The organism is Sungkyunkwania multivorans (genome assembly GCF_042675645.1).
Taxonomy (GTDB): domain Bacteria; phylum Bacteroidota; class Bacteroidia; order Flavobacteriales; family Flavobacteriaceae; genus Sungkyunkwania; species Sungkyunkwania multivorans.
In genome coordinates, this window is the sequence record NZ_JBHTJH010000004.1 from 978,626 (window position 1) to 1,000,972 (window position 22,347).

General features: G+C 39.9%; 29 protein-coding genes. 18 read left to right on the forward strand and 11 right to left on the reverse strand.

The window, feature by feature from the left end; all coding sequences use genetic code 11:
- Positions 1-96 precede the first annotated feature (96 nt).
- Positions 97-306 (forward strand): dodecin, encoded by a 210-nt coding sequence (locus tag ACFQ1M_RS07410; protein WP_386406170.1) that lies wholly within the window; start codon positions 97-99, stop codon positions 304-306.
- 106 nt (positions 307-412) lie between these two features.
- Here ACFQ1M_RS07410 and ACFQ1M_RS07415 read toward each other — a convergent pair whose 3' ends face one another.
- Genes ACFQ1M_RS07415 through ACFQ1M_RS07425 form a run of 3 tightly spaced genes read right to left on the reverse strand, consistent with a single transcriptional unit; the run spans position 413 to position 2,082 of the window.
- Positions 413-586, reverse strand: coding sequence for a hypothetical protein (locus tag ACFQ1M_RS07415; protein WP_386406173.1), 174 nt, complete (start codon positions 584-586; stop codon positions 413-415).
- A gap of 53 nt (positions 587-639) precedes the next feature.
- Complete coding sequence (locus ACFQ1M_RS07420) at positions 640-1,539, reverse strand: mechanosensitive ion channel family protein (protein WP_386406176.1); 900 nt, start codon at positions 1,537-1,539, stop codon at positions 640-642.
- Between the two features lie 39 nt (positions 1,540-1,578).
- Entirely contained in the window at positions 1,579-2,082 is a 504-nt protein-coding gene (locus tag ACFQ1M_RS07425) for a Dps family protein (protein ID WP_386406179.1), read from the reverse strand.
- A 602-nt stretch (positions 2,083-2,684) separates the two neighbouring features.
- On the opposite strand from ACFQ1M_RS07425, the gene ACFQ1M_RS07430 reads away from it, so the two are divergent.
- Positions 2,685-2,969 (forward strand): hypothetical protein, encoded by a 285-nt coding sequence (locus ACFQ1M_RS07430; protein ID WP_386406182.1) that lies wholly within the window; start codon positions 2,685-2,687, stop codon positions 2,967-2,969.
- Positions 2,970-3,067: 98 nt separating this feature from the next.
- On the opposite strand, the gene ACFQ1M_RS07435 is transcribed toward ACFQ1M_RS07430, so the two are convergent.
- The 3 genes from ACFQ1M_RS07435 to ACFQ1M_RS07445 form a co-directional block, all read right to left on the reverse strand.
- The gene (locus ACFQ1M_RS07435) at positions 3,068-3,550 is read right to left on the reverse strand and encodes a Dps family protein (RefSeq protein WP_386406185.1); all 483 of its coding nucleotides are present in this window, start codon (positions 3,548-3,550) and stop codon (positions 3,068-3,070) included.
- A 53-nt stretch (positions 3,551-3,603) separates the two neighbouring features.
- Positions 3,604-4,467 (reverse strand): sigma-70 family RNA polymerase sigma factor, encoded by an 864-nt coding sequence (locus ACFQ1M_RS07440; protein WP_386406188.1) that lies wholly within the window; start codon positions 4,465-4,467, stop codon positions 3,604-3,606.
- A gap of 368 nt (positions 4,468-4,835) precedes the next feature.
- Entirely contained in the window at positions 4,836-5,027 is a 192-nt protein-coding gene (locus ACFQ1M_RS07445) for a hypothetical protein (protein WP_386406191.1), read from the reverse strand.
- A 120-nt stretch (positions 5,028-5,147) separates the two neighbouring features.
- Here ACFQ1M_RS07445 and ACFQ1M_RS07450 point away from each other — a divergent pair, with 120 nt between their 5' ends.
- Positions 5,148-5,576, forward strand: a complete 429-nt coding sequence (locus ACFQ1M_RS07450; RefSeq protein ID WP_386406194.1) for a pyridoxamine 5'-phosphate oxidase family protein — start codon at positions 5,148-5,150, stop codon at positions 5,574-5,576.
- Between the two features lie 3 nt (positions 5,577-5,579).
- Here the strand turns inward: ACFQ1M_RS07450 and ACFQ1M_RS07455 are convergent, their stop codons facing one another.
- A complete protein-coding gene (locus tag ACFQ1M_RS07455) occupies positions 5,580-6,368 on the reverse strand; it encodes a patatin-like phospholipase family protein (RefSeq protein ID WP_386406197.1) in 789 nt (262 codons plus the stop codon).
- Positions 6,369-6,375: 7 nt separating this feature from the next.
- Positions 6,376-7,467 carry a magnesium/cobalt transporter CorA gene (corA, locus tag ACFQ1M_RS07460; protein WP_386406200.1) on the reverse strand — a complete coding sequence of 364 codons (1,092 nt, stop codon included), beginning with the start codon at positions 7,465-7,467 and terminating at the stop codon, positions 6,376-6,378.
- A gap of 189 nt (positions 7,468-7,656) precedes the next feature.
- Between corA and ACFQ1M_RS07465 the strand changes: the two genes are divergently transcribed.
- The 10 genes from ACFQ1M_RS07465 to ACFQ1M_RS07510 all read left to right on the forward strand — a co-directional run bounded on the left by ACFQ1M_RS07465 (position 7,657) and on the right by ACFQ1M_RS07510 (position 14,765).
- Positions 7,657-8,133: a hypothetical protein gene (locus tag ACFQ1M_RS07465; protein WP_386406202.1), complete on the forward strand. Its 477-nt coding sequence runs from the start codon at positions 7,657-7,659 to the stop codon at positions 8,131-8,133.
- Between the two features lie 522 nt (positions 8,134-8,655).
- Positions 8,656-10,110, forward strand: a complete 1,455-nt coding sequence (locus tag ACFQ1M_RS07470) for an arginine decarboxylase (RefSeq protein ID WP_386406205.1) — start codon at positions 8,656-8,658, stop codon at positions 10,108-10,110.
- Between the two features lie 19 nt (positions 10,111-10,129).
- Positions 10,130-11,071, forward strand: a complete 942-nt coding sequence (gene speB / locus ACFQ1M_RS07475; RefSeq protein WP_386406208.1) for an agmatinase — start codon at positions 10,130-10,132, stop codon at positions 11,069-11,071.
- Positions 11,061-12,035 carry a deoxyhypusine synthase family protein gene (locus ACFQ1M_RS07480; RefSeq protein WP_386406211.1) on the forward strand — a complete coding sequence of 325 codons (975 nt, stop codon included), beginning with the start codon at positions 11,061-11,063 and terminating at the stop codon, positions 12,033-12,035. Before speB ends, ACFQ1M_RS07480 begins: the two co-directional genes overlap by 11 nt.
- A 3-nt stretch (positions 12,036-12,038) precedes the next feature.
- Positions 12,039-12,377: a hypothetical protein gene (locus tag ACFQ1M_RS07485; RefSeq protein ID WP_386406214.1), complete on the forward strand. Its 339-nt coding sequence runs from the start codon at positions 12,039-12,041 to the stop codon at positions 12,375-12,377.
- A gap of 52 nt (positions 12,378-12,429) precedes the next feature.
- Positions 12,430-12,738, forward strand: coding sequence for a hypothetical protein (locus ACFQ1M_RS07490; protein WP_386406217.1), 309 nt, complete (start codon positions 12,430-12,432; stop codon positions 12,736-12,738).
- 47 nt (positions 12,739-12,785) lie between these two features.
- Positions 12,786-13,202, forward strand: a complete 417-nt coding sequence (locus ACFQ1M_RS07495; RefSeq protein ID WP_386406220.1) for an NUDIX hydrolase — start codon at positions 12,786-12,788, stop codon at positions 13,200-13,202.
- Between the two features lie 11 nt (positions 13,203-13,213).
- On the forward strand, positions 13,214-13,627 hold the full coding sequence (locus ACFQ1M_RS07500) for a VOC family protein (protein WP_386406223.1): 414 nt from the start codon (positions 13,214-13,216) through the stop codon (positions 13,625-13,627).
- A 231-nt stretch (positions 13,628-13,858) separates the two neighbouring features.
- The gene (locus tag ACFQ1M_RS07505) at positions 13,859-14,251 is read left to right on the forward strand and encodes a hypothetical protein (RefSeq protein WP_386406226.1); all 393 of its coding nucleotides are present in this window, start codon (positions 13,859-13,861) and stop codon (positions 14,249-14,251) included.
- 151 nt (positions 14,252-14,402) lie between these two features.
- Positions 14,403-14,765 (forward strand): DoxX family protein, encoded by a 363-nt coding sequence (locus ACFQ1M_RS07510; protein WP_386406229.1) that lies wholly within the window; start codon positions 14,403-14,405, stop codon positions 14,763-14,765.
- On the opposite strand, the gene ACFQ1M_RS07515 is transcribed toward ACFQ1M_RS07510, so the two are convergent.
- Positions 14,762-15,127 (reverse strand): DoxX family protein, encoded by a 366-nt coding sequence (locus ACFQ1M_RS07515; RefSeq protein ID WP_386406232.1) that lies wholly within the window; start codon positions 15,125-15,127, stop codon positions 14,762-14,764. The two genes, ACFQ1M_RS07510 and ACFQ1M_RS07515, sit on opposite strands and share 4 nt — an antisense overlap.
- A 298-nt stretch (positions 15,128-15,425) precedes the next feature.
- Between ACFQ1M_RS07515 and ACFQ1M_RS07520 the strand changes: the two genes are divergently transcribed.
- The 5 genes from ACFQ1M_RS07520 (at position 15,426) to ACFQ1M_RS07540 (ending at position 19,492) form a co-directional block, all read left to right on the forward strand.
- Positions 15,426-15,851, forward strand: coding sequence for an ABA4-like family protein (locus ACFQ1M_RS07520; RefSeq protein WP_386406235.1), 426 nt, complete (start codon positions 15,426-15,428; stop codon positions 15,849-15,851).
- Positions 15,848-16,648 carry a hypothetical protein gene (locus tag ACFQ1M_RS07525; protein WP_386406238.1) on the forward strand — a complete coding sequence of 267 codons (801 nt, stop codon included), beginning with the start codon at positions 15,848-15,850 and terminating at the stop codon, positions 16,646-16,648. Before ACFQ1M_RS07520 ends, ACFQ1M_RS07525 begins: the two co-directional genes overlap by 4 nt.
- A gap of 10 nt (positions 16,649-16,658) precedes the next feature.
- Positions 16,659-17,741, forward strand: coding sequence for a sensor histidine kinase (locus ACFQ1M_RS07530; RefSeq protein ID WP_386406241.1), 1,083 nt, complete (start codon positions 16,659-16,661; stop codon positions 17,739-17,741).
- Positions 17,722-18,474 carry a LytR/AlgR family response regulator transcription factor gene (locus ACFQ1M_RS07535; RefSeq protein WP_386406244.1) on the forward strand — a complete coding sequence of 251 codons (753 nt, stop codon included), beginning with the start codon at positions 17,722-17,724 and terminating at the stop codon, positions 18,472-18,474. Before ACFQ1M_RS07530 ends, ACFQ1M_RS07535 begins: the two co-directional genes overlap by 20 nt.
- Positions 18,475-18,670: 196 nt before the next feature.
- Positions 18,671-19,492: a universal stress protein gene (locus tag ACFQ1M_RS07540; protein WP_386406247.1), complete on the forward strand. Its 822-nt coding sequence runs from the start codon at positions 18,671-18,673 to the stop codon at positions 19,490-19,492.
- 89 nt (positions 19,493-19,581) lie between these two features.
- Here ACFQ1M_RS07540 and ACFQ1M_RS07545 read toward each other — a convergent pair whose 3' ends face one another.
- Entirely contained in the window at positions 19,582-21,762 is a 2,181-nt protein-coding gene (locus ACFQ1M_RS07545; RefSeq protein ID WP_386406250.1) for a M3 family metallopeptidase, read from the reverse strand.
- A 126-nt stretch (positions 21,763-21,888) separates the two neighbouring features.
- Positions 21,889-22,338: a hypothetical protein gene (locus tag ACFQ1M_RS07550; RefSeq protein ID WP_386406253.1), complete on the reverse strand. Its 450-nt coding sequence runs from the start codon at positions 22,336-22,338 to the stop codon at positions 21,889-21,891.
- Positions 22,339-22,347 lie beyond the last annotated feature (9 nt).

Consider the following 22,347-nt stretch of genomic DNA (forward strand, 5'->3'; position numbering starts at 1 on the left):
TATCTGATTTTTAAATTAATAGATAATTTATTTTTAAGAGACGAGAGGATTATTCCGTAACTTTATAAGGATTCAAAACATTTAAAACCAATTATTATGAGTGATCATGTTTATAAGTCCATTGAGATTACGGGCACGTCCCAGGAGAGTTTTGGACATGCTGTAGAGAATGCTGTTGCCAGAGCATCTAAGACCATTGATAATCTGCGGTGGTTTCAGGTTATCGACACAAGAGGATCTATCGAAGACGGTAAAATAAATCGATGGCAGGTTACCGCAAAACTCGGCTTTACCATGAAAGAATGACCGACGATAATTGATAGGAGGGAAGAAGATATTACACCATTGAAAATGCCCATGCAAATTTGTGCATGGGCATTTTCCACTAACTTAATTAGCTAGTAATAAATTCTTATTGCAGTTGCTCTTCTTGAAATTGTCTCCATGAAAAGTATGCTGTTGTTAGCACTCCGATAATCACCAGATATTGCAATACAGAATTTACAGATGGTTGCAGAATGTCTGCAAGTGTTATAAACCCTAATATTGCCGTGGCAATGAGCGCCCGTCGAATATTAGTTGTCATTATGTTATATTTTAAAATTAATAAATGTATTGAAGTAAGATCACTTCATCATATTAGTTATACACCAGCTCTTCTTTGTTGGCCTTCATCATAGCAAGTGGTGTTTCAAATTGTAAGGTTCGAATTGGGAAAGGTATATTGATATCAGCCTTGTCAAAAGCTTTCTTAATTTCAACAATAGCTTTACTTTTGGCCTTGATTCTGTCCAAACCACTTTGTCCTTCGATCCAAAATCGAGTGATAAAGTTGATTGAACTATCTCCAAATTCCGTATAGAAAAAGTCAATTTCCTTTCCAATTTTCTCTTGATCGAAATTCTCAGCAATCGTTTTTGTGGTCAATTCTTGAACGTTGTCCAAATCTGAGTCATAACCTACTCCGCATTCGATCACTACCCGCATTTGCGTGGTGAGTGAATAATTCTTGAATGGATTTTCAAGAATGGTCTTATTTGGAATCACTACGACATTGTTATCTGCCTCTTTTAGTACGAAATAATTTAAATTGATATCGGTCACCTCTCCAGCAAAGCCATTGGTCTCTATCCAGTTCCCCAATTGTATATTTTTCCGAAAGGATAATACGATACCAGAGATGGTGTTTGATAGCGTTCCTTGAAGCGCTAATCCTATGACGAGTCCAGAGATACCAGCACCTGTTAAAAGTCCAGTAAGCGTCTTTCCTAAGTTGAGTGCTCCGAGCGCCAAGAATAGGCCGGCTAGTACCACTATTACCGAAGCTGCTCTTGCTATCAACTTTGTAACCGATGTTTGTTTAATTCGCTTATATGTCAGTTTGAGCGTAATGTTATAAACCAGTTTAGATAGCAGGAAAGCTGATATAAGTACTGTTAGCGCTATGGCTAAGTTTGGAATATTTTCTATGAATAGCCCCCACCAAGCTTCCAATTTGCTTGTGATGGTCTCGGCGGGTGCTTCTAATTGTAGTTGCATGTGCTAATTTTAAGTTAATAATGTTAGTTACGTCCTATATTAGGATTTTACCATGGTGCTATTCAATTGTTGTGTAGTTTCCTTGGTCCATGCATTTAACATCCAACTAGCTTTCTCCATCTCTCTAATGTAGGCTCCTAACATATCGATGGTTCCTTCATCTCCAATCTCATTGGCACGGTCGATAATTACCTTCATTTGTGCCAGTAAAATACGATGGTCATTGATGATCGAGGTTACCATTTCTGTATCTGTTTTTAAAGGACTTTCCTCTTTTATGTCTGAGATCTCTAGATAATCACTATATCTACTTACTGGGTGATATTGCAAGGTTAAAATCCGTTCTGCAATTTCGTCGATTTTTACACGAGCATCATTGTAGAGTTCCTCAAATTGATCATGGAGGTCAAAAAAGTTTTTACCCAATATGTTCCAATGGAAATTTCTCAACTTTTGATAGTATAAGTGGTAATCAGCCAATAAGGTGTTGAGTCCTGTTACAACAGGTAATAATTGTTTGTCATTCATGTTCAAATAATTCATGATTGTTAGTTTTTAAAGATTAATATTTTGATTTTTAGCAACGCTTAAGCTGAAAAGGGAGGACCCCTAAGAGAACTCAAAAAGTAAAAAAGCCGCTGCTTTCGATAGTAATTCTGAATAATTACACTAGTAATATAAGGCTGAGAAGGCTTTTGTCAAGGCCTTTAACGAGGTTTAACCCTATTTAAGAAGTTTTAACATAATAAGTGTTAAAATTGTAAGGGTTTTGTTAACATATTTATGAAGGTGAACACACTAATTTTTCGCTGGAAGCCTTTATTTTTCCACATGTCTGTGCAAAAGCAGTCACAAAAAGATACTGTATAATGCAATCTTAAAAAAGTAAGAAATTAGTTTAACTACCTGAGTAGATCATAATATAGGACACTTATCAGAATAATATAGATGCCAAATAGTATTCTTCTGTGTTCAACAATAAAATATTCAAATTTCCTTAGCGTAATTTTTGTAAACATATATTCCCGATGTTATAGTTATCGAGAACATTTACGTAAACATGTTGATAAGGGTTTCCTTTTTATTTGAATCTTTTAGAACCATGGGCTACTTTTCTTCGTAGATATGCGTAGAGCGATGAATCTATGGAAGATACTTTATTGAAACATTTTGAAAGTGAGGCTGAAAGGATTTTTAGAAATCATTCGGACAAATACGGGCGATATGCAAAAGAATTACCATTACCTCTGAAAATGAAACAGTCCGATGATTTTTTTATAGCTACCATGAATAAAATAAGAAGGTTATCGCTCTTCTATCTGGAAAATACCACTGGAAACCAAAAAGAGGTTGCCGATTCACTAAGTAGTATAGTGATGTCTTACAACAACAAATGTCTTGAAATGAAGAGATCGATCACGGCCGCTTAATCCAAATCGCTCAAACGTAATGATGATCAGTAACACAAAACACTACTAGTAGAACGCTAATTAATTTCGAAGATTTAAATCAGGCTGACTTCGCTATATCATTTTACAAAGGAAGTGAACATCCAGTTTCTTTTCTCCAAGTCTCTAATCATATCCATCATGATCTCTTCGGTTGCCATGTCTCCTGCCTCTAGTGCGAAGTTGGCCACATTAAGGAGTGAATCATGGATAATACCGAAGTCTTTCAGCACCTCTTTGACCATTTGTAAGGAACTCAATTCCCCATCAACCTCACCCACCTCAGCCAAGGCCATAAACTGTTTCAGCGTATAACGCGGCTTAATTCCAAAAACTCGTATCCGTTCTGCAAGAATATCAATATTCTCTTTTACCTTATCATATTCAACTTCGAACTGCTGATGCAGCTCAAAGAAATCTGCTCCTTCTACATTCCAATGGAAGTTTCGCAACTTGTGATAATGCACGATATAGTTGGCCATAAGTTTATTGATCGCCACGACGATCTCGGCAGTCTCTAAATACGTAAATCCAAGTTTCTTATAGTTTTTTTGCGTTCTCATGTTTCTTCATTTTAAAATGTCCTCACCTCAGTATTGTTTTCGAAAGAAGATATCTAACCCAGATACTGTTTCAATGGCTCACTTCTAGAAGAATGTCGCAAACGTTTCACCGCTCGTTCCTTGATCTGTCTCACACGCTCGCGTGTTAAATTAACGGTCTCACCAATTTCTGAAAGGCTCATTGGTTGTGGTGTGGCTATTCCAAAGTATAGCCTTACAATACTTGCCTCTTTATCATCTAATTTGTTAAGCGCCCTATTCACATCTGTCTTTAAAGAATCTTGCATCAATGAACTATCCGGTCTGGGCGAATCGCCATGGTCGAGAACGCTGTACAACGTGGATGTTTCACCTTCTTTTAGAGGTGCATCGGTAGAAACATGTCTCCGAGAGTTCTTAAGAGATAATTTAACATCTCTGGTGGTCATGTCCAGTTCCTTTGCGATTTCTTCCTCACTTGGTGGTCGTTGTTTGCTTTGTTCCAGAAAAGAATACGCCTTATTGATCTTGCTTATGCTATTGATCTTGTTCAATGGCAATCGTACCATCCGCGAATTGTTTGCCAGCGCTTGAAGTATGGATTGTCGAATCCACCAAACGGCATAGGAGATGAACTTAAAACCTCTGGTCTCGTCAAATCGTTTCGCAGCTTTTACCAGACCGATGTTACCCTCATTGATCAAATCAGAAAGCTTCATGCCTTGATTTTGATATTGTTTTGCAACAGAAACCACAAAACGCAAATTAGCATTGACCAGTTTATTCAAAGCAGTATGGCTTCCATCGCGTATTTGTTGCGCCAATTCCACTTCCTCATCTGCGGTGATCATTGGGATCTTAGTAATATCCTGAAAATACTTATCCAAGGATTTGGACTCTCTGTTGGTGATCTGACTTGTAATTTTAAGTTGTCTCATACGTTTTTTTTGTTATGGTTATAATAAAGGTGATACACAGGACCTTGCTATTTTTAGCAAGCGTGATTTATTTATAAAGGCATTAAAATTTAATTATAACTGCTACTTTGGCTAGAAATAAGATGAAGCCGCAGCCATTTTTGGGACTTAAATCTTGACTTCTACATAAAAACCTGATAGCTCAGGTAGTGGGAGGTATGCATCTGCTGGTTTGGCTTCTAAAAATTAAGTATTCAAAACTAAAGATGTGATTAGTACTTTCTTTGAACATAGAAGGTTTGATGTATTTTGTTAATTAATTTTGAAGTGTACCTTAGAACTTATCTCATAGGGTAAAAGCGAATAGATGCAAAAGTGATTTATTGAATCTATTTCGAAATCACACAGTCTTTACAATCTTTCGTCGCACCGTAGTAGGTTTCCCGATACTTGTACAATGTTCTAATGGGAATACCAACGAGGTTTTTAGTAATGTAAGTGACATTGGTAGTGAGCATCCCCATTCTCTTACTATATCGTTTTTCCGTTTTTGTTTTTCTTTTGATTGAAATAAGTTTCATGGCAGATATTGTTTCTTGTTATATGTTAACAACTTTTTTCCTTTATCCAAGAAAATAACGTTAATGTATTGTTAAACAGCCTTGATGGTTACCACATATCATTTTGTAACTTTATAGAATATGGAACAGTCAGAATTGCATAAGGGATTCATAAAAAGTACCATCCAGAAGGTAGAAATGGCTTTGCTGGTCACGAAACTAACACATCATCCGCCATGCACAGCACTATTGAAGACACAGCAGGTGGGAGATGATGGTATCATCTGGTTCTTATGTCAAAAACAAGGTCAAGAGACTCAAAATTTGAGAATCTCAAATAAAGCGATGTTGGTCTATAACGAACCTAGCAAGGAGCTTTTTTTAAATCTTTTTGGTATTTGTTCGATTGAAGACGATGAAGAAGTACTTAACGTTATTTTTGAAGCGAACCATCCATTTGACCAAGAAAATAATCTCGTAGCGCTTCGCTTCAAAACCCTGCTTGCAACAACTTGGGATTTCATCGAACAAAAGTCCGTAACCATTTTCGAGGATGGTTTTATAGGCTAAAGTTTACAGGTCTATGGTCATGCTATTTGCACAATCGTATCCAATATCAAATAGTTTCTTTGCGTTGGATGTATCGAGAATATCATATTCGCAGAGATCCAATGGCTGAATAAAGAGATCACATTCTTTCTTATTTTTTCGGGTATTGGACTTGTCGTTTAATTGAAAGGTGCGAATGGCCACATCTATTAGATTGCTAAAGCTTTCTACCTCTTGGACAGGACTAATATCCACTCCGATAACTTTTTTGCAATTATCTCTTAAAGGTTGCACTGGCAAATTGTCAAAGAGGCCTCCATCTACATACGTATACTCGCCGATGGTCACAGGGGAGAATAGTACAGGAATAGAGGCGGAGGCCATCACGGCGGTTATCAAAGAACCAGAATTGTGATATTCGACCTTTCCAACGTTTAAGTTAGAGAGCGTTACCCAAAACGGAATTTCTAGATCATCGAAACTGTCGCTGGGCAAGTGTTCGGAAAGGAATCCTTCCAGCTTATCGAAATTGAGCAGCCCCATTTTTGGAATTTGGAAAGAGGTGAAGTCGAGAAGGTCATAGTCTTGCATCAGTTGCATCACCTCTTTTGGCGCTTTCCCCGATGCGATCATGCAGCCTACGATAGCTCCTGCACTCACACCAGAGACAGCTTCTACTTGAATGTTGGCCTCTTTCAAAGCCTGCAATACTCCAAGATGTGCAAAACCACGGGTGCCGCCACCTCCAAGCGCTACGCCTATGTCATAAGGTCTGGATTCAAAAGATTTCGATATTTTTTTGATGAGATCCATATGATTGCTATGAGAGCCACTTTTTCTTTTTGAAATAGAATAGCAGGGCGATAAAAATACTAAGCATAATACCCCACAATACATAATAACCGTATTTGTACTGTAACTCGGGCATATGCTCAAAATTCATTCCGTAGATACCCGCGATAAACGTAAGGGGTATAAAGATGGTGGCGATAATGGTAAGCACTTTCATAATGCTGTTCATCTTATTGCTTATAGTGGTCATGTACATGTCCATAAGCCCCCAGATCATTTCGCGATAGACGTCGATGTTCTCGTTGATGTGTACCACATGGTCCTGAAGGTCTCTCAAATAGTCCCGTGTCTTCTCATAGATCAGATTGCTTTCGGACTTCACCAATCGCCCGATGACCTCTCTCGATGGTAGTATGTTTCTTCGCACCCTCAGAATGTCGTGTTTTAGGGTTTGGATGTCTCTCGTGATGGTTTCTTGTACATTTTCGGTGAACAGGTCATCTTCCAGTTGCTCTACCCGTTCTCCGATGGTATCTACGATCACAAAGTAATTATCTACGATGGCATCCATCAAAGCGAATGCCAAGTAGTCCGAATCCACATTGCGCAGGCGACTTTTTTCATCTTTCAAACGTAACCGTACAGTATCGAAGAGGTCATCTTCAGATTCTTGAAAGGTGATCACATAATCCTCTCCCAAAACAATAGAGATGTGCTCTACCACAAAATCACCATTCGCATCAAAGTAAAGCATTTTGAGCACCACGAAGAGATAGGATTCATATTCATCGATCTTAGGTCGTTGTTCGGTGTTAACAATGTCTTCTAAGATCAAAGGATGAAGATTATAGTGTTTTCCAATGGCCATGATCTCATTTGCGTGGCCAAGACCGTTCACATTGATCCATGTGATGCGGTCGTTCCCCTTAAACTCAAAGATCTTTTGTATTTCATCGGTATGAAATAAGTTATATTCCGTCTTGGTATAATCATGAACCTCGAGTTTCGTCTCTTTAAATTCCTTCTCTCCAACATAGACCACCGCTCCAGGTGCCTGTCCTAAATGCTTGGAGCTCCTTTTCTTTCTCTTGGGTCTTTTAGGGTGTTTTTTATTGCTCATGAAATATCATTTTAGGCAACGCCTAGTATAGGTAATTCAAACCCTAAAGTACATACTAATTTCTCAATATAAAAAAGCTGCCAAAGTGATAACGAAAATTTTAGGAGAGGGAGGTAGGAGTTTTACCTTTTCGATTGTTCTATATAAAAGAATGACTTTAAATTTAATCATTAATCAAAACCATAAATTATGAAAACTCTGCTTTTTAGAATGCTGCTAGTTGTTTTATCTATTTCATTGATGTCCTCTACCTGTTCCTCCGATGATGATGACATCATCGATAATAGCCAGGAGATCGCCGCCGTAAAAAATACTGCTGAAGACGGTACTTGGCGTATTACAAGTTTTGTTGATTCTGGTCAAGATGAAACTAACGATTTCAATGACTATAATTTCACGTTTGCTTCAGACGGTACGCTTACGGCGACCAATGGAAGCAATACCGTTACTGGTACTTGGTCGGTCACCGATGATAGTAACAGCAGTAGCAGCAGTAGTAGTGATGATATCGACTTCAATATTGCATTTCCAGTACCTGCCACCAGTGTTTTTGAAGATTTGAATGACGACTGGGACATTGTCAGTTATAGTGCCGCTAAAATTAGCCTTATCGATATCAGTGGTGGAAATGGAGGAACAGATACTTTGGTGTTTGAAAAGAATTAGCGACCAGCCAAAGTATATTCACACCCTTTTTGCTATCCAGATCCTTAAGCGGCAACAGCGGTTTGTCAGTTAGTTAATTTGTTTGTGGAAAGCTTGTCCTTAAATCTTTCTTAGGGACAAGCTTCTTTATCGTTCCTGTCCTGTGCGCTCCTATGTCATATGCCTTTTAAACAGTTGATTTGGGTCAATGTAAATTTTTTCAAAAAAAACGCTTTCAAATTCGCTTTTTATTTACATTTGTTTTGATAATGCGTCACATTAAGTTACGCATTGCCTATACCGATGAAAACTTTTTTCATATTCGGGCTTAGGAGGATAAAGAGGTCTACTCCAAAAGCTGCCCTAGGGATTGGGAACCGAATTCAAAGGCTGACCTCTGAAACCTTTACCATTTTCCGTTTTTTAAGACGAATACCTTTCGTGCCCTACACCGTGTTCATTTTCCGTATTTGATATTGAATTGATGTTCGTTGCAACTCGCAACATATTTCATATTCATAAAAACTTTTTCAAATACGCATAATGAAAACTAAATACATCGATTTGATCGAGCAGACCTTCGATTTTCCACAAGAAGAGTTCAAGCTCGAAAACAACCAGTTATATTTTCACGGCATCGACCTTATGAAGTTGATCGCCCAATATGGAGCACCCTTAAAATTTACCTATTTGCCTAAGATCTCTGATAATATCAATCGGGCAAAGGATTGGTTTGCGCAGGCGATGACAGAAAATAATTATCAGGGCAACTATCATTATTGTTATTGTACAAAAAGCTCCCATTTTAGCCATGTGCTAAATGAAGCGCTAAAGAATGACATACATATCGAGACCTCTTCCGCTTTTGATATCGACATTGTTGAAAGACTCAAGGAAGCAGGAAAAATAAAAGATGATACCTATGTGGTCTGCAATGGTTTCAAAAGAGATCAGTATATTCAAAATATAGCACGACTTATCAACAAGGGGCATCAAAATTGTATACCGATCATCGATAACTACGAAGAGTTGTCACTATTAAGTAGTACTATTGAAGGCAACTTTGAAGTAGGCATTCGTATTGCTTCTGAAGAGGAGCCTAAGTTTGAGTTCTACACCTCACGATTGGGTATCGGATACAAAAATATCGTTCCATTCTACAATAATCAGCTTAAGGATCATCCCAGAGCGAAGCTTAAGATGTTGCATTTCTTTATCAATACGGGAATTCGCGATACGGCTTACTATTGGAACGAATTATTGAAGTGCATGAAGGTGTATATCAACCTCAAGAAAATATGCCCTTCATTGGATAGCTTAAATATCGGTGGTGGCTTTCCGATCAAGAATTCCTTGGCCTTCGACTATGATTATAGTTATATGGTGAGAGAGATCATCAATCAGATACAGCAAGCATGTGACGAGGCAGGAGTCGCTGTGCCACATATCTTTACCGAATTTGGCAGCTATACGGTTGGCGAAAGTGGCGGAGCGATCTACGAGGTATTATATCAGAAACAGCAGAATGACCGTGAAAAATGGAACATGATCAACTCTTCATTTATCACGACCATGCCAGATACGTGGGCGATAAACAAGCGCTTTATCATGCTTGCGCTCAATCGCTGGAATGAGGAATACGAACGTGTGCTTTTGGGCGGACTCACTTGTGATAGTGATGATTATTACAACTCTGAGCAACATATGAATGCCATCTATCTGCCAAAATATAAAAAGGAAAAACCGCTATACATTGGATTTTTCAATACAGGGGCGTACCAAGAAACGATAGGTGGTTTTGGCGGACTTCAGCATTGCTTGATCCCACAGCCCAAACATGTGCTCATCGACAGGGATGAGGAAGGGAAATTGACAACGAGCTTGTTTGCACCGCAACAGACGTCAGATCAATTGCTTGGAATTCTTGGATATGAAACGACTGAGAAAAGAGCATCCGAAACCACTATTAATATGGTGCCGGTCGATTCTCAAATCTAAATTAGTTAAGTAGTAACAAATGAAAACGACAAGAACATTTGCGGGAATACCTGAGGTCAATTCGAAAAACGAGACCGCCAAAGTAGTGTTGATCCCGGTACCTTTCGACGGGACAAGTACTTGGGGTAAAGGTGCTGACAAAGGCCCGGAAGCCTTTCTGGATGCCTCCGAACAACTAGAATTATATGACATCGAAACAGATAGCGAAGTATATAAGCAAGGTATCTATCTGGCGGACGCTATCACCGAAAATGAGCGGCCTGAAGATATGGTGGCTGCGGTTCATGCTATTTCGAAAAGTTACATCAAGCGTAAAAAATTTGTAACCATGGTAGGGGGAGAGCATTCTATCTCTATCGGTGCAATAAGAGCATTCAACGAATGTTTTGAAGACTTGACCGTGCTTCAGATCGATGCTCATGCCGACCTCAGAAAAGAGTATGAAGGCTCGCAATTCAATCATGCCTGTGCACTATACGAGGCCAATCAGCAGACCAATTTGGTGCAGATCGGCATTCGTAGTATGGACTCCTCGGAGAAAAGTGTGATGAATATGGAACAGGTCTTTTTTGCTCACGAGATGGTCAATGATGACTTTTGGATGGACGCTGCCATCGATCTAATGACCGATAACGTATATATTACATTCGATCTTGATGCCTTTGACCCATCCATTCTTCCTTCGACGGGAACTCCAGAGCCTGGAGGACTCTTTTGGTATGAAACACTCGAATTTTTGAAAAAGGTGTTCGAGGAAAAGAATGTGGTGGGTTTTGATATAGTTGAGTTATGCCCGAATCCAAATGAAAAGGCATCGGATTTCATCGCAGCCAAACTCTATTACAAGATGCTTTCCTATAAGTTTGAACAACAGGATATGGTGACCGAGGATGATGGCGCCTTCGAAATAGATGAAGTGAAAAGAAACAAATTAGAATTTGACGAATACGATGAGCAATAGAGGAGCAATATCCAACTTTCTTGAAAAATATTATCTGCATTTCAATGCGGCGACGCTGGTAGATGCGGCAAAGGCCTATGAAGCACAATTAGAGAAAGATGCCAAGATGTTGGTTTCTCTGGCTGGTGCCATGAGTACCGCAGAACTAGGTAAAATATTTTCCGAGATGATACGAAAGGAGAAAGTGCATATCGTTTCATGCACAGGCGCCAATTTGGAGGAAGATGTGATGAATCTGGTTGCACATAGCCATTATGTGAGGATTCCAAATTATAGAGATCTGACCCCTACAGAGGAATTCGAACTTTTAGAAAAGGGCCTCAACCGAGTTACCGATACATGTATCCCCGAAGAAGAAGCGTTCAGGAGACTGCAAAAACATATTTTCAAGCTATGGAAAGATGCCGAAAGACAGGGGAAACGTTATTTCCCGCACGAATATATGTATCAGCTATTGCTATCCGGTGTGTTGGAGGAATATTACGAGATCGATATCAAGGACTCTTGGATGTATGCTGCGGCCAAGGCAAATCTTCCGATGGTGGTCCCAGGATGGGAAGACAGTACACTTGGTAATATCTTTGCAAGTTATGTGATGAAAGGAGAACTGCAAGCCAGCACGGTTAAGTCGGGTATCGAATATATGGCATACTTGGCTGATTGGTACACTTGGAATTCAGACAAGGGTGTCGGCTTTTTTCAGATAGGAGGTGGCATTGCCGGTGATTTCCCTATCTGCGCGGTTCCCATGCTCTATCAGGACCTAGAAGAAGAGAATACCCCATTTTGGAGCTATTTCTGCCAGATAAGTGATTCTACGACTAGCTATGGCTCTTATTCTGGTGCCGTTCCAAATGAAAAGATCACTTGGGGTAAATTGGATATAGACACTCCGAAGTTTGTAATAGAATCAGATGCTACCATCGTAGCACCATTAATATTTGCGTATATATTGAAGATGTAAAAAATGAAAAAAAAGATAGATCAGAATAAAAAACGTGTGATCATAGATTTTAAGAAGCTCAACAAGGAATTGTTAGATCTTCTGGTGGAAAAGTTTCCTGAAGGATATGATGATGATGATATTATCACATTCAGAAATGCAAGCAATGAGATTCTTGAGTGCGTCGAGGTCGAAACTGATACGACCCGTTATCTGGTAAAGGTAAGTAAACGTCTCGTTCAGGTAATGGAAGATCACGACGACGATAATGATGATGACGATGACAATATCGACGATGGTGAAGATAATTTCAACAATGAGGAAATTGATGATGAGGCCAACGAAGAGGAAAATTTCGATTGAAGTTAAGACCAGCCCAGAAAAAGTATCAACCATATCAAATCTTTAATCTATAATGAAAACACTATTGATCACGCTGTTAATGTTCAACCTGGCGATAGCTCCAGGTGAGGGACAAGAGACCGTTACAGTCCTACTTAGTTTTGATGGATATGAAGAAGGTGTCTACTATTTCACTGATGAAGATGAGAATTCATATGAGTTTGAAGAGATAGAATCGAAAGCTTCTGCAAGATTTGATCTTACCGATGAGAAGTACAAGGGAAAGATATTCAAGGTAACCTATAAAGTGATGACAGAGATCGATGAACTAGAGGAAGAGTACGATTCCTATGTCATAGTCGACCTAAAACTTGCAGAATAGTATATTTGATTGGGCGGATCTCAAACAACGACCTGCCCATTACAAGAATGAAAGCCCTAAAGAACATAGAGAAGTCGCGCCTATTGCTTGTGGATGGCCAGAAACTATTGGTATTAGAAAAGTTGACCAACAAAAAGCGCTACACGCTTCCCGGCGGTATTAAGAAGAAACATGAATCGCATTTAGCGGGTCTTATCAGGGAAACCTATGAAGAGATAGGAATTTTACTAGATAAGAGTGCCTTTAGATATATTGCCACGGAAAGAGTTAAAAAAAAGAATCTTATAAAACGGAAACACTACTTTGTGGCCAATGCCACTCTCGGTGTCCCAAAGTTGATGGAGCCGCAAAAATTTAAAGCGATCCTTTGGCTACCGTGGTATGAGGTCGTAAAATTCATGGATGCTTCAGACCGCGCAGCCGTTACCTTTTATTTTGAAGAACAAAAACGTATTGCTACTTAAAAACGACTATTATGAAAGCTCAATTTCATCTCGCGCTTCCGTGTACAGACGTTAACCAAACCAGTGATTTCTACACCGATCATCTTGGTGCTAAGCTTGGAAGAAAAAGCGAAAAATGGGTGGATGTCAATTTATTCGGCAACCAACTCACCTTTACAGAAGCCGGTAATTTTTCTTTTGACTTTAAGAATTATCGCTTGGGCGATCAGGTCTTGCCTTCTTTCCATTTTGGCGTAATCGTAGAAGTTGACCTCTGGGGTAAACTATATGCCAAACTCTTTCAGGCAGAATTAGAGGTGACTACTGAAGCAGTATTCATGCAGGACAAAGTGGGAGAACACCTTTCCTTTTTTGTAAAGGACCCCAATGGCTATATGATAGAATTTAAAAGTTTTAAAGACGAGGCGGCCGTTTTCAAAGTATAAGGTAAGCGGAGCAGCTACTGTTAAAAAACTGGACAATTCCATCAAGATCAAGTATTGAAAAAATGCGATATTTAGATTCCTATAGTTGGAGTTAGAATGATGAAGAAAGCAGGCGTCTTGGGTATGAACTTAAAGAAGTATTCGACATTGTACGCCCAAAAGGTCGCACATGAAGATCCATTGAATATAATCAAATGATCACCCATCTAGGATGATCAGTGTAAGGAAAAGATGATACCTGAATCGCTCAGAAATATTGAATTTTATAAGCATTTTGCCTCTTTGCTATATGCGATCGCTAATGCAGATAGAACGATAGAAGTCATTGAAAAGCGTAAGATCGTAGAAATAGTAAAGGATATCGCAACAGACACGTTGGGGAGCTTAAACAGCGAGGATATCATCTATGAGACCTTGCGAGCGTTGATAAAGCAGCAATGCTCCTCAGAGCGGGCATTTACGACTTTTAGTGAATTCTACTACTCAAATAAAAAAGAGTTCACTACCGAGCTTAAAGCAACGCTTTTATCGACTTGTGACAAAATCGTGCATGCGTTCTCCGGCCGCAATAAATCCGAATTAATAGTGTACACAAAGCTCGTATTGTTATTCAAAGATGCATGATGTTTTAAAAGTTATAGAATGCTAATGAAAAAGAGTTCCCATTAGGGCATAAGTGACACCTGCATATCGCCTCTAGAATAAACTAAATTGGGTTCGTTCTTCTACACAATTTTTTTGTTAACTTAAGGGGATATTAAAAAACGTAAACAACATGAATTATTTTATCATCGTACTACAATGTATCGTTGCTTTAAGTATTTTAAATGTCTGGCTTGTCCAGCCAAAGAAAGCGACCCGCTGGCGTGGCGGAAATGCTACAACGATCATTGAAGAATTTAAGGTGTATGGCCTTCCTGTATGGATGTGTTATTTGGTAGGCACTTTAAAAGTACTTCTTGCATTGGGGCTTATTGCCGCCATTTGGTATCCAGAATTAAAACAACCTTCCAGTTTGGGATTGGCGGCCTTGTTATTGGGTTCCATCACGATGCATTTTAAAATAAGTGACCCGTTGATAAAGTCGTTTCCTGCGGCACTCTTCATGACGATGTGCTTATTGATCGCCTTTCTCTAGCGAATAACTTCCAGTTGCCATAGGGCATAATAGCGATAACTTAGATAGATACAGAGGATAGCAAATATCAACGCTGGCAACGATCGTAGAAAGCTATCCTTGATCTTTAATCGCACGCTATACCCAGCAAGCATAAGCAAGAAAAGTCCGCATGAAGAAAAGAAAGCGAGGAAAGGACTTCCCCAAACACCGATCAAAATACCTGTGGCTCCTATCAATTGAAGACTTCCCGTCAATACTCTTTGTTTTGCGAGTCCATATCGTATAAACTCTGATTTCATATAATGAGTGGTCAAACAAGAGATTCCAAAATAGATGAATGATACCGCTGTGAAAATGCTTATGATACTCAGAAAATCCATTTGCTAGGTAATTATTAGTGAATCTCATCTTCAACGATTCCAATGCTTCATGGGAAAGCAGCCTGAAGTTTTGACGAAATTACGACCCCAAAACGTACTTAACAAATGATATATGTAGATATCAGCAGGGCATGGATGATATTTCATGCAAACCAGGTCGACCAAAGGTATAACGGTCGAGATATCATTGGTCACAATTCGATCGATTATAAAGATGATTCAACAGAAAGTAGTTTCAATTGCTCACATACCGCTACATCTTTGACCCTAAGTTTCATAAAACATTTCAAAAGAACAGATGATGACACCAACCGAAGTTTTTTCCTTAACAAACATGATGGCGCTGCCCATGTGGATCTTAATGATCTTCTTACCTCAATGGAAATTGACCCGATTTTTGATCGATTTTAAGGTCGTTCCGTTAATACTGGCCATCGTCTATGCCATTTATATTGGTCTGTCTATCCAGTCAGGTGGCGCCATGGATTTTGGCAGCTTGGATGCTGTGATGTCCCTATTCACAAAAGAACAGGCCGTCTTAGCTGGATGGGTACATTATTTGGCCTTTGATTTACTTGTGGGCATGTGGATGTTGGACCAAAACAAAACACTTAAGATCCATCCGATTTTAATGGCTCCATGCTTAGTGGGAACCTTTATGCTGGGCCCCATTGGTTTTTTGATATTCATGATCATAAGAGGGATCAAAAAACAACAGCCATGAAGCACATAAAGCACGTTTTTAGTACGGTACGTTTAGAAAGCCCAATCCTCTATTGGATTGCCATGGCACATTTTATCACTGCAATCTTATGTATTCCTGCATTTTTTTTAGATGATAGGATGCTGATGGGCCTTAACGTATGGGTGAAACCTTTTAAATTCTTGATTTCAGGAGGCATTTATATTCTGTCCTTAGGATACCTGATCACCTATTATCCATTTTCAACGATCAAAAAACATATTATTCGAAATATCGTTTCTTGGACGCTGCTTTTCGAGATTAGCATCATTTTCTATCAGGCTGCGCGTGGCGTGCAATCGCATTATAATATATCATCAGCATTTGATGGAATGCTCTTTGCGGCCATGGGAATATTGATTGCCATCAATGTATTGGTGATGGTGTTTTTCATCATTGAGACCATTCGATTAAGACTGCATACTTCGATGCCCATACAAATCGCCATTTTACTCGGATGGATAATTATCGTAGGCGGAAGTTGGGTAGGAGGACAGATGATAGGACAAATGGCACATAATGTCGGCGTTGCCGATGGAGGCGCCGGACTGCCATTGGTTAATTGGAGTACCGTAGCGGGCGACCTGCGTATTGCACATTTTTTCGGATTGCATGGCTTGCAAATAATTCCGTTATTCGCATTAGGGCTTACGAGAAAATGGAAATCGCCCATACGAAACCAGCTGTTCGTAGTGCTTCTCTTTGGACTGTTGTATGCGTCGTGGATAGCTTTTACCTTTTATCAAGCCAAACAGGGCATGCCATTAATCAAATTATGATCTCGACTCAATGCTTTTCAATAAGAAAAAACGCATACAGTATTTAGGTTTTGACGACAAGTGGTTTATACTCATCGGTATAATCGTTCTAAGCTTTGTGACCGACTTCCTTTTTAATAATTCGTTCGCCCGTTACCCTTTTCAATATGCGGTCATCAATTGGAGCGTCTCGTTATTTTTTACCCTCTGTAATTGGTTTGTCATTAGGTCGATCATCATTCTCTTACGCAAGAGATATCCTGGCCTTGAGAACGATGTGAAAAGGACGTTGTTATTGCTGTTGTCGATTATCTGCACGGTTATATCAATCGATTTTTTGGGAAACAATCTGTTGTCGTATATTTTCGACAAGAATTATAAGCCTTTAAGCTCATCTCAGGTATTGTTGCCAGTCATCATTATTAGTACAATGACAATGGCCATCTATGAAGCTATTTACTATAACATACGACTAAAAAAATCGATCAGAGAGGAAGAACAGGCAAAACAAGCTATTGTACAAGCACAATTGGATGCATTGCGAAATCAGGCCCAACCTCATTTTCTTTTTAATACCTTAAATACACTTCGTGATATCATTGACCAAAACTCCAAAGAAGAAGCAAAAGAGTTTGTAAACAAAATTTCGGATGTCTATCGCTTCATTTTAGAGTCTGGCAGTGTTGATCTCATTTCTTTACGCAACGAGTTAAGATTCGCACGCGCTTATATCCATATACAGTCTGAACGGTTTGGAGACAACTTGAAATTACATTGGAGCATCCCGGAGTCATCAATGGAGAGGATGATAGTGCCAATGAGTTTACAACTCTTACTGGAAAATGCCATCAAGCACAATATCATTTCAAAAGCTAATCCTTTGATCATTGGGGTTTCGGTAGCCGACGACCATTTGATCGTTACCAACGACATACGGCCAAAATCAACGATCACGTCCTCTACAAAACTCGGATTGCAGAATATCGAAAGACGTTATGCGCTGATCGCTGACAGCGCGATTAAAATAGCGAATGATGGAGAACGATTTGTAGTATCCTTACCTTTATTAAAAACAAATCAACAAAAGAAAGCCTATGCAGGTACTGATCATTGAAGATGAGCCACGAGCGGCCAATCAATTACAAAGTATGCTGAAGGCCACTGGTTTTGAGTATCAATTGTTGGGAATTATAGATACGGTCGAAGATACCGTTCAGTGGATTCAGCATCACCCTTCTCCAGAATTGATATTCATGGATATCCAACTTGCTGATGGTCTCAGTTTTGAAGTATTTCAAAAAGTTGAGGTGCAAGCTCCCATCATTTTCACCACAGCCTTCGATCAATATGCCATTCAGGCATTTAAGGTAAACAGTGTAGATTATCTTTTAAAGCCCATCCAAAAAGAAGACCTGCGTGTCGCATTGAATAAATTCTCAAAAACGAAGGGTTTGAGAACTGTTGAACCCGCCATACTTAAAGAACTTCTCAATAGCATGCGAATGACCAATAGGCGTGAGGGAATTTTGGTGAAAGAGGGCAATAGTTTTGTGCAGATCAGGCTCTCAGACATGTTATATGCTTATTCCGAAGATAGCATCACTTTTGGCGTTACGAAAGAGAAAAGATATATGATCAATGAGACCATCGATCAATTGTTCAATTCCCTCGACAAGGAACGATTCTACCGAATTAATCGCGGGCAGATCATCGCGAAAAACGCCATCAAGAGGATCGCACCCTATTATAACCATCGCGTCAAATTGACCATAGGCAGCCCAAGAGACCAAGAATTTATAGTAAGTCGAGATAGGACAAGCGATTTTAAGCAATGGATGAATCGTTAACGAACTGAAATTCTTGTGAATACAATTTTGATGAGAATGATTTTGATGTTCTTAATAAAACGTTAAACGAACAATTTTTTAGGCAAATTATGCTATTTTAGAAATCGTTCACTAACAGCCGTACATTTTTTTTACAATATTGGAGTCTAGAATATGCTGCTGTTTTAGTGATGACCAACCAAAAAACAAGAAAGCTATGAATGCCCAAAAGAATGCCTACCGATTATTAGTGCTGACCGATCTCTCCGAAGCTTCAGAAAGGGCATTGAGAAATGCGGCTCAGTTGGCTAAAGTGATAAATGGCTCAGTCGAAGCCCTGCATGTCATTTCTATTGCCTTGGTGGTCGACCAGGAAAATCAGGTCATGGCCATGCGAAAGCTTCACAAGAAATATCGTAAAACCAAAGCAATGGTTCGCGAAATGGTGGAGAAGATTGCGAAAACCGAAGATGTTTCGATAAGCACGAAGATCGATTACGGAAATGTCAAGGATATTATGCTCGATTACATCAAAACGGCGGAACCTGACATTGTTGTTCTTGGACGACGCAAATCCAAAGTGGTCGATTTTATCGGTGATGGTATTACCAGTTATATCATTGATAATTGTCAATCCAACATTTTGATCAGTGGTGATACCCAGCAATTCCACTCATTTTCCGAACTTTCATTAGGAGTCTACGGCAAAGAGATTGCAGCTGAAGGCTTTGAGATCATCGATCATCTGCACCAGAAAACGAACCAACCTATGCGCTTTTTTAGCATTGGTGAAAAAGAGGAGGCAACGAAGGGAACTGAACAAGAATCGAATAATGCTCAGGATCGAGTGTCGTATGTATTCGTTAAAGGAGCTAACGCCTTAGAAGGGCTTGCCAATTATGTGAAGCATAGCGATACAAGACTCTTTTGTATTCCTCGTTTATCCAAAAGTAAAAGTATTTGGCGTAAGAAAGAAGCTGTTAATGTAAACACCATGGTGCGGCTCCTAGATATTCCCGTGCTTATTGTGAACAACTAAAATTTGAAAAGATCAATGCACTTTTTTAAAATAAAAAGCGAGCGTTCAATGACGCTCGCTTTTGTATTTTCTACCTATTTCCGATACGTTTAGCTTTTCGGTACTGGAAACCCACGATCTCGCATCAAAGCTTCGATACTGGCGTCACGGCCTCTAAATTTTCTATAGGCTTCAGCTGGGTCCATAGAATTTCTTGGCGAAAAGAGATATTGCACCAACCTATCTGCGACTTCTTTGTCATAAAATCCACCCGGTGCCTCTTTGAACGCCTCCGCAGCATCACTGGTTAACACGTCTGCCCACATATAGCCATAATAGGCCGTGGCGTATCCTTCTCCAGAAAAGACATGTCCAAAATGTGGCGTCCTGTGTCGCATCGGTAATTCTTTTGGCATCTTTAGTTCCGCTAAGGTCTCGCGCTCAAATTTGTCCACATCGATGTTGGTTGGGTCGGCCAAATGCAATTTCATATCCATAAGAGCTGAGGCCAAATATTCGGTGGTACCAAATCCTTGATTGAAGGTTGCTGCGTTCTTAATCTTGTCGACCAATGCTTTTGGCATAGGTTTTCCAGTTTCGTGATGTACCAAATAGTTGTTGATCACTTCATCGGTGGACAACCAACGCTCCAATAATTGTGATTGAAACTCGGTATAGTCGCGGACACCGCCGTTTAATGTGGGATATTTCACATTTGAAGAGAAAAAGTGCAATGCATGGCCAAATTCATGGAAAAAGGTGGTGGCATCATCCCAAGAAACAAGCAAGGGCTCGCCAGGAGCTGGTTTCACAAAGTTGGAGTTGTTAGAGGCCAACACGGTTTCTTTCCCATCAAAGGTGGTGTGACTTCTATAGGTCGTCGCCCACGCACCAGAGCGCTTACCTTGTCGCGCATAGGGATCCAAATACCACAACCCAATATGTTCGCCAGAATCCTTGTCGGTCACTTCCCAGACCTTTACATCTTCGTGAAATACTGGAACACTTCCTTCAGGCACTGGCTTAAAATCATAATTGAACAAACGACCTGCTACATAGAACATCGCCTCCTGTAGTTTATCCAATTGCAAATATTGTTTCACTTCATCACTGTCTAAGTCATATTTAGCCTGTCGCACTTTTTCGGCATAATAGCGGTAGTCCCACGGCTCGATAGTAATATTTGCACCTTCTTTATCGGCGATGGCCTGCATATCTGCCACTTCTTCCGCTACGCGTGCGATTGCGGCCGGCCAAACGGCTTCCATCAATTGCATCGCATTCTCGGGTGTTTTGGCCATTCTATCTTGCAAGCGCCACTCGGCATAATTCTTATGGCCTAGTAATTCCACACGTTCGCGACGCAACTTTAGAATTTCGGCTATAAGGTCATTATTGTCAAACTCATCGCCATTGTCGCCGCGAGCATAGTAATTGGTCCATACTTTTTTCCGCAATTCGCGCTCGTCCGAATAGGTCAAAAAAGGATCCATGGACGAACGTGTATTGGTCACCGCATATTTCCCTTCATGTCCCTTGTCTGCAGCGATCTTTGCAGCTGACTTAATATACCCATCAGACAGGCCACTTAGCTGATCTTTGGTCAAATAGGTAACGTAATTCTCCTCGTCATGTAGTACATTGTTAGAGAACTTGGTGTACAAAGTTGAAAGTTCCTTGTTTATTTCTGCGTAGCGCTTTTTCTTTCCTTCATCTAAATTGGCGCCGTTCATGGCAAAACGATCATAGGTCAATTCCAAGACGCGCTGCTGATCCGCAGGATGCGGATGTACTTGCGAAGAATCATATAATGCCTTTATACGCTTGAAGAGCTTTTCATTTTGTAGAATGGTAGATTCATACTCAGATAATTTAGGAGCTAATGCTGTCTGTATCTCCCTGAATTCGGGCGATGACATATTGGATCGTAGAATCCCATAGTAGGCAAATACCCGATCCAACTCGGCGCCAGAGCGTTCCAAAGCTACAATGGTATTCTCGAATGTTGGACTTTCTGCACTGTTCGCAATGGCTTCAATTTCGTCAAGACTCATCTCCATACCCGTCTCCACGGCCTCTTTAATGTCTTCGACCTTCATTTTATCAAATGCTGGAACTCCGCCGTAAGGCCCAGTCCATTCTTTCAATAGGATATTATCGGTCATTAATTCAGTGGATTTTTCATTGGAACTTTCTGATGAGGCAGTGGCTGCATCGTTTTTGCAACTAGAAGCGACAGCCACAAGTAAAGCGGCCAGTGCTACCCTATTTAATTTTATTGAAATTCGCATAAAATTTTTGTTGATTTAGTTTATAGTTTTAGTAGCCGAAAGGTATAAAATAATCCCGTTAAGCATTTGTTAAAATACTATGCACATCAATCCTAAAACCACGTTATAAGATAGATCGGCACAGAGCTATTTCTTTAACTCAGACCCCTTCAACTCGAGAAAAACAGCAATCGCCTCTTTTTGTTCCACCGTGATAGAAGGTCTATCCTTTATACGACCAGCCATTCCTTCAAGATTTTCTTTGGTTAGGGAAATATGCCATCTTGGTCCTTGGTCCAAATCAAAGAAAGCGATCGCCGCGGGCTTATGAGTATTGAGTGAACTCAAGTGACAACTGCCACAAGGCTTTTCCAAGGCCAGTCTCGTAATCTCTGAAACTTTTTCAAAGGAATGCGTATCAGAAAAATTAGGATTTCTCTCTTTTTCTGAAGATTCCGTTGTGACCTCTACTAAAGAGGAGGTAGGATTGGAATCTCCCGCGCATCCTCGTCCCAAGAAGGCGAGAAGTACAAAAGAACCAAAAAGAAGTATTTTATTGCGATGAAACACGGTCATGGTCTTCTTAAGGTACGACATTCTCTCTTA

Excerpts from the sequence above, each read along its gene's own strand:
- ACFQ1M_RS07410 (WP_386406170.1), top strand. The coding sequence starts at position 97 with ATGAGTGATCATGTTTATAAGTCCATTGAGATTACGGGCACGTCCCAG.
- ACFQ1M_RS07415 (WP_386406173.1), bottom strand. The coding sequence starts at position 586 with ATGACAACTAATATTCGACGGGCGCTCATTGCCACGGCAATATTAGGG.
- ACFQ1M_RS07420 (WP_386406176.1), bottom strand. The coding sequence starts at position 1,539 with ATGCAACTACAATTAGAAGCACCCGCCGAGACCATCACAAGCAAATTG.
- ACFQ1M_RS07425 (WP_386406179.1), bottom strand. The coding sequence starts at position 2,082 with ATGAATTATTTGAACATGAATGACAAACAATTATTACCTGTTGTAACA.
- ACFQ1M_RS07430 (WP_386406182.1), top strand. The coding sequence starts at position 2,685 with ATGGAAGATACTTTATTGAAACATTTTGAAAGTGAGGCTGAAAGGATT.
- ACFQ1M_RS07435 (WP_386406185.1), bottom strand. The coding sequence starts at position 3,550 with ATGAGAACGCAAAAAAACTATAAGAAACTTGGATTTACGTATTTAGAG.
- ACFQ1M_RS07440 (WP_386406188.1), bottom strand. The coding sequence starts at position 4,467 with ATGAGACAACTTAAAATTACAAGTCAGATCACCAACAGAGAGTCCAAA.
- ACFQ1M_RS07445 (WP_386406191.1), bottom strand. The coding sequence starts at position 5,027 with ATGAAACTTATTTCAATCAAAAGAAAAACAAAAACGGAAAAACGATAT.
- ACFQ1M_RS07450 (WP_386406194.1), top strand. The coding sequence starts at position 5,148 with ATGGAACAGTCAGAATTGCATAAGGGATTCATAAAAAGTACCATCCAG.
- ACFQ1M_RS07455 (WP_386406197.1), bottom strand. The coding sequence starts at position 6,368 with ATGGATCTCATCAAAAAAATATCGAAATCTTTTGAATCCAGACCTTAT.
- corA (WP_386406200.1), bottom strand. The coding sequence starts at position 7,467 with ATGAGCAATAAAAAACACCCTAAAAGACCCAAGAGAAAGAAAAGGAGC.
- ACFQ1M_RS07465 (WP_386406202.1), top strand. The coding sequence starts at position 7,657 with ATGAAAACTCTGCTTTTTAGAATGCTGCTAGTTGTTTTATCTATTTCA.
- ACFQ1M_RS07470 (WP_386406205.1), top strand. The coding sequence starts at position 8,656 with ATGAAAACTAAATACATCGATTTGATCGAGCAGACCTTCGATTTTCCA.
- speB (WP_386406208.1), top strand. The coding sequence starts at position 10,130 with ATGAAAACGACAAGAACATTTGCGGGAATACCTGAGGTCAATTCGAAA.
- ACFQ1M_RS07480 (WP_386406211.1), top strand. The coding sequence starts at position 11,061 with ATGAGCAATAGAGGAGCAATATCCAACTTTCTTGAAAAATATTATCTG.
- ACFQ1M_RS07485 (WP_386406214.1), top strand. The coding sequence starts at position 12,039 with ATGAAAAAAAAGATAGATCAGAATAAAAAACGTGTGATCATAGATTTT.
- ACFQ1M_RS07490 (WP_386406217.1), top strand. The coding sequence starts at position 12,430 with ATGAAAACACTATTGATCACGCTGTTAATGTTCAACCTGGCGATAGCT.
- ACFQ1M_RS07495 (WP_386406220.1), top strand. The coding sequence starts at position 12,786 with ATGAAAGCCCTAAAGAACATAGAGAAGTCGCGCCTATTGCTTGTGGAT.
- ACFQ1M_RS07500 (WP_386406223.1), top strand. The coding sequence starts at position 13,214 with ATGAAAGCTCAATTTCATCTCGCGCTTCCGTGTACAGACGTTAACCAA.
- ACFQ1M_RS07505 (WP_386406226.1), top strand. The coding sequence starts at position 13,859 with ATGATACCTGAATCGCTCAGAAATATTGAATTTTATAAGCATTTTGCC.
- ACFQ1M_RS07510 (WP_386406229.1), top strand. The coding sequence starts at position 14,403 with ATGAATTATTTTATCATCGTACTACAATGTATCGTTGCTTTAAGTATT.
- ACFQ1M_RS07515 (WP_386406232.1), bottom strand. The coding sequence starts at position 15,127 with ATGGATTTTCTGAGTATCATAAGCATTTTCACAGCGGTATCATTCATC.
- ACFQ1M_RS07520 (WP_386406235.1), top strand. The coding sequence starts at position 15,426 with ATGATGACACCAACCGAAGTTTTTTCCTTAACAAACATGATGGCGCTG.
- ACFQ1M_RS07525 (WP_386406238.1), top strand. The coding sequence starts at position 15,848 with ATGAAGCACATAAAGCACGTTTTTAGTACGGTACGTTTAGAAAGCCCA.
- ACFQ1M_RS07530 (WP_386406241.1), top strand. The coding sequence starts at position 16,659 with ATGCTTTTCAATAAGAAAAAACGCATACAGTATTTAGGTTTTGACGAC.
- ACFQ1M_RS07535 (WP_386406244.1), top strand. The coding sequence starts at position 17,722 with ATGCAGGTACTGATCATTGAAGATGAGCCACGAGCGGCCAATCAATTA.
- ACFQ1M_RS07540 (WP_386406247.1), top strand. The coding sequence starts at position 18,671 with ATGAATGCCCAAAAGAATGCCTACCGATTATTAGTGCTGACCGATCTC.
- ACFQ1M_RS07545 (WP_386406250.1), bottom strand. The coding sequence starts at position 21,762 with ATGCGAATTTCAATAAAATTAAATAGGGTAGCACTGGCCGCTTTACTT.
- ACFQ1M_RS07550 (WP_386406253.1), bottom strand. The coding sequence starts at position 22,338 with ATGTCGTACCTTAAGAAGACCATGACCGTGTTTCATCGCAATAAAATA.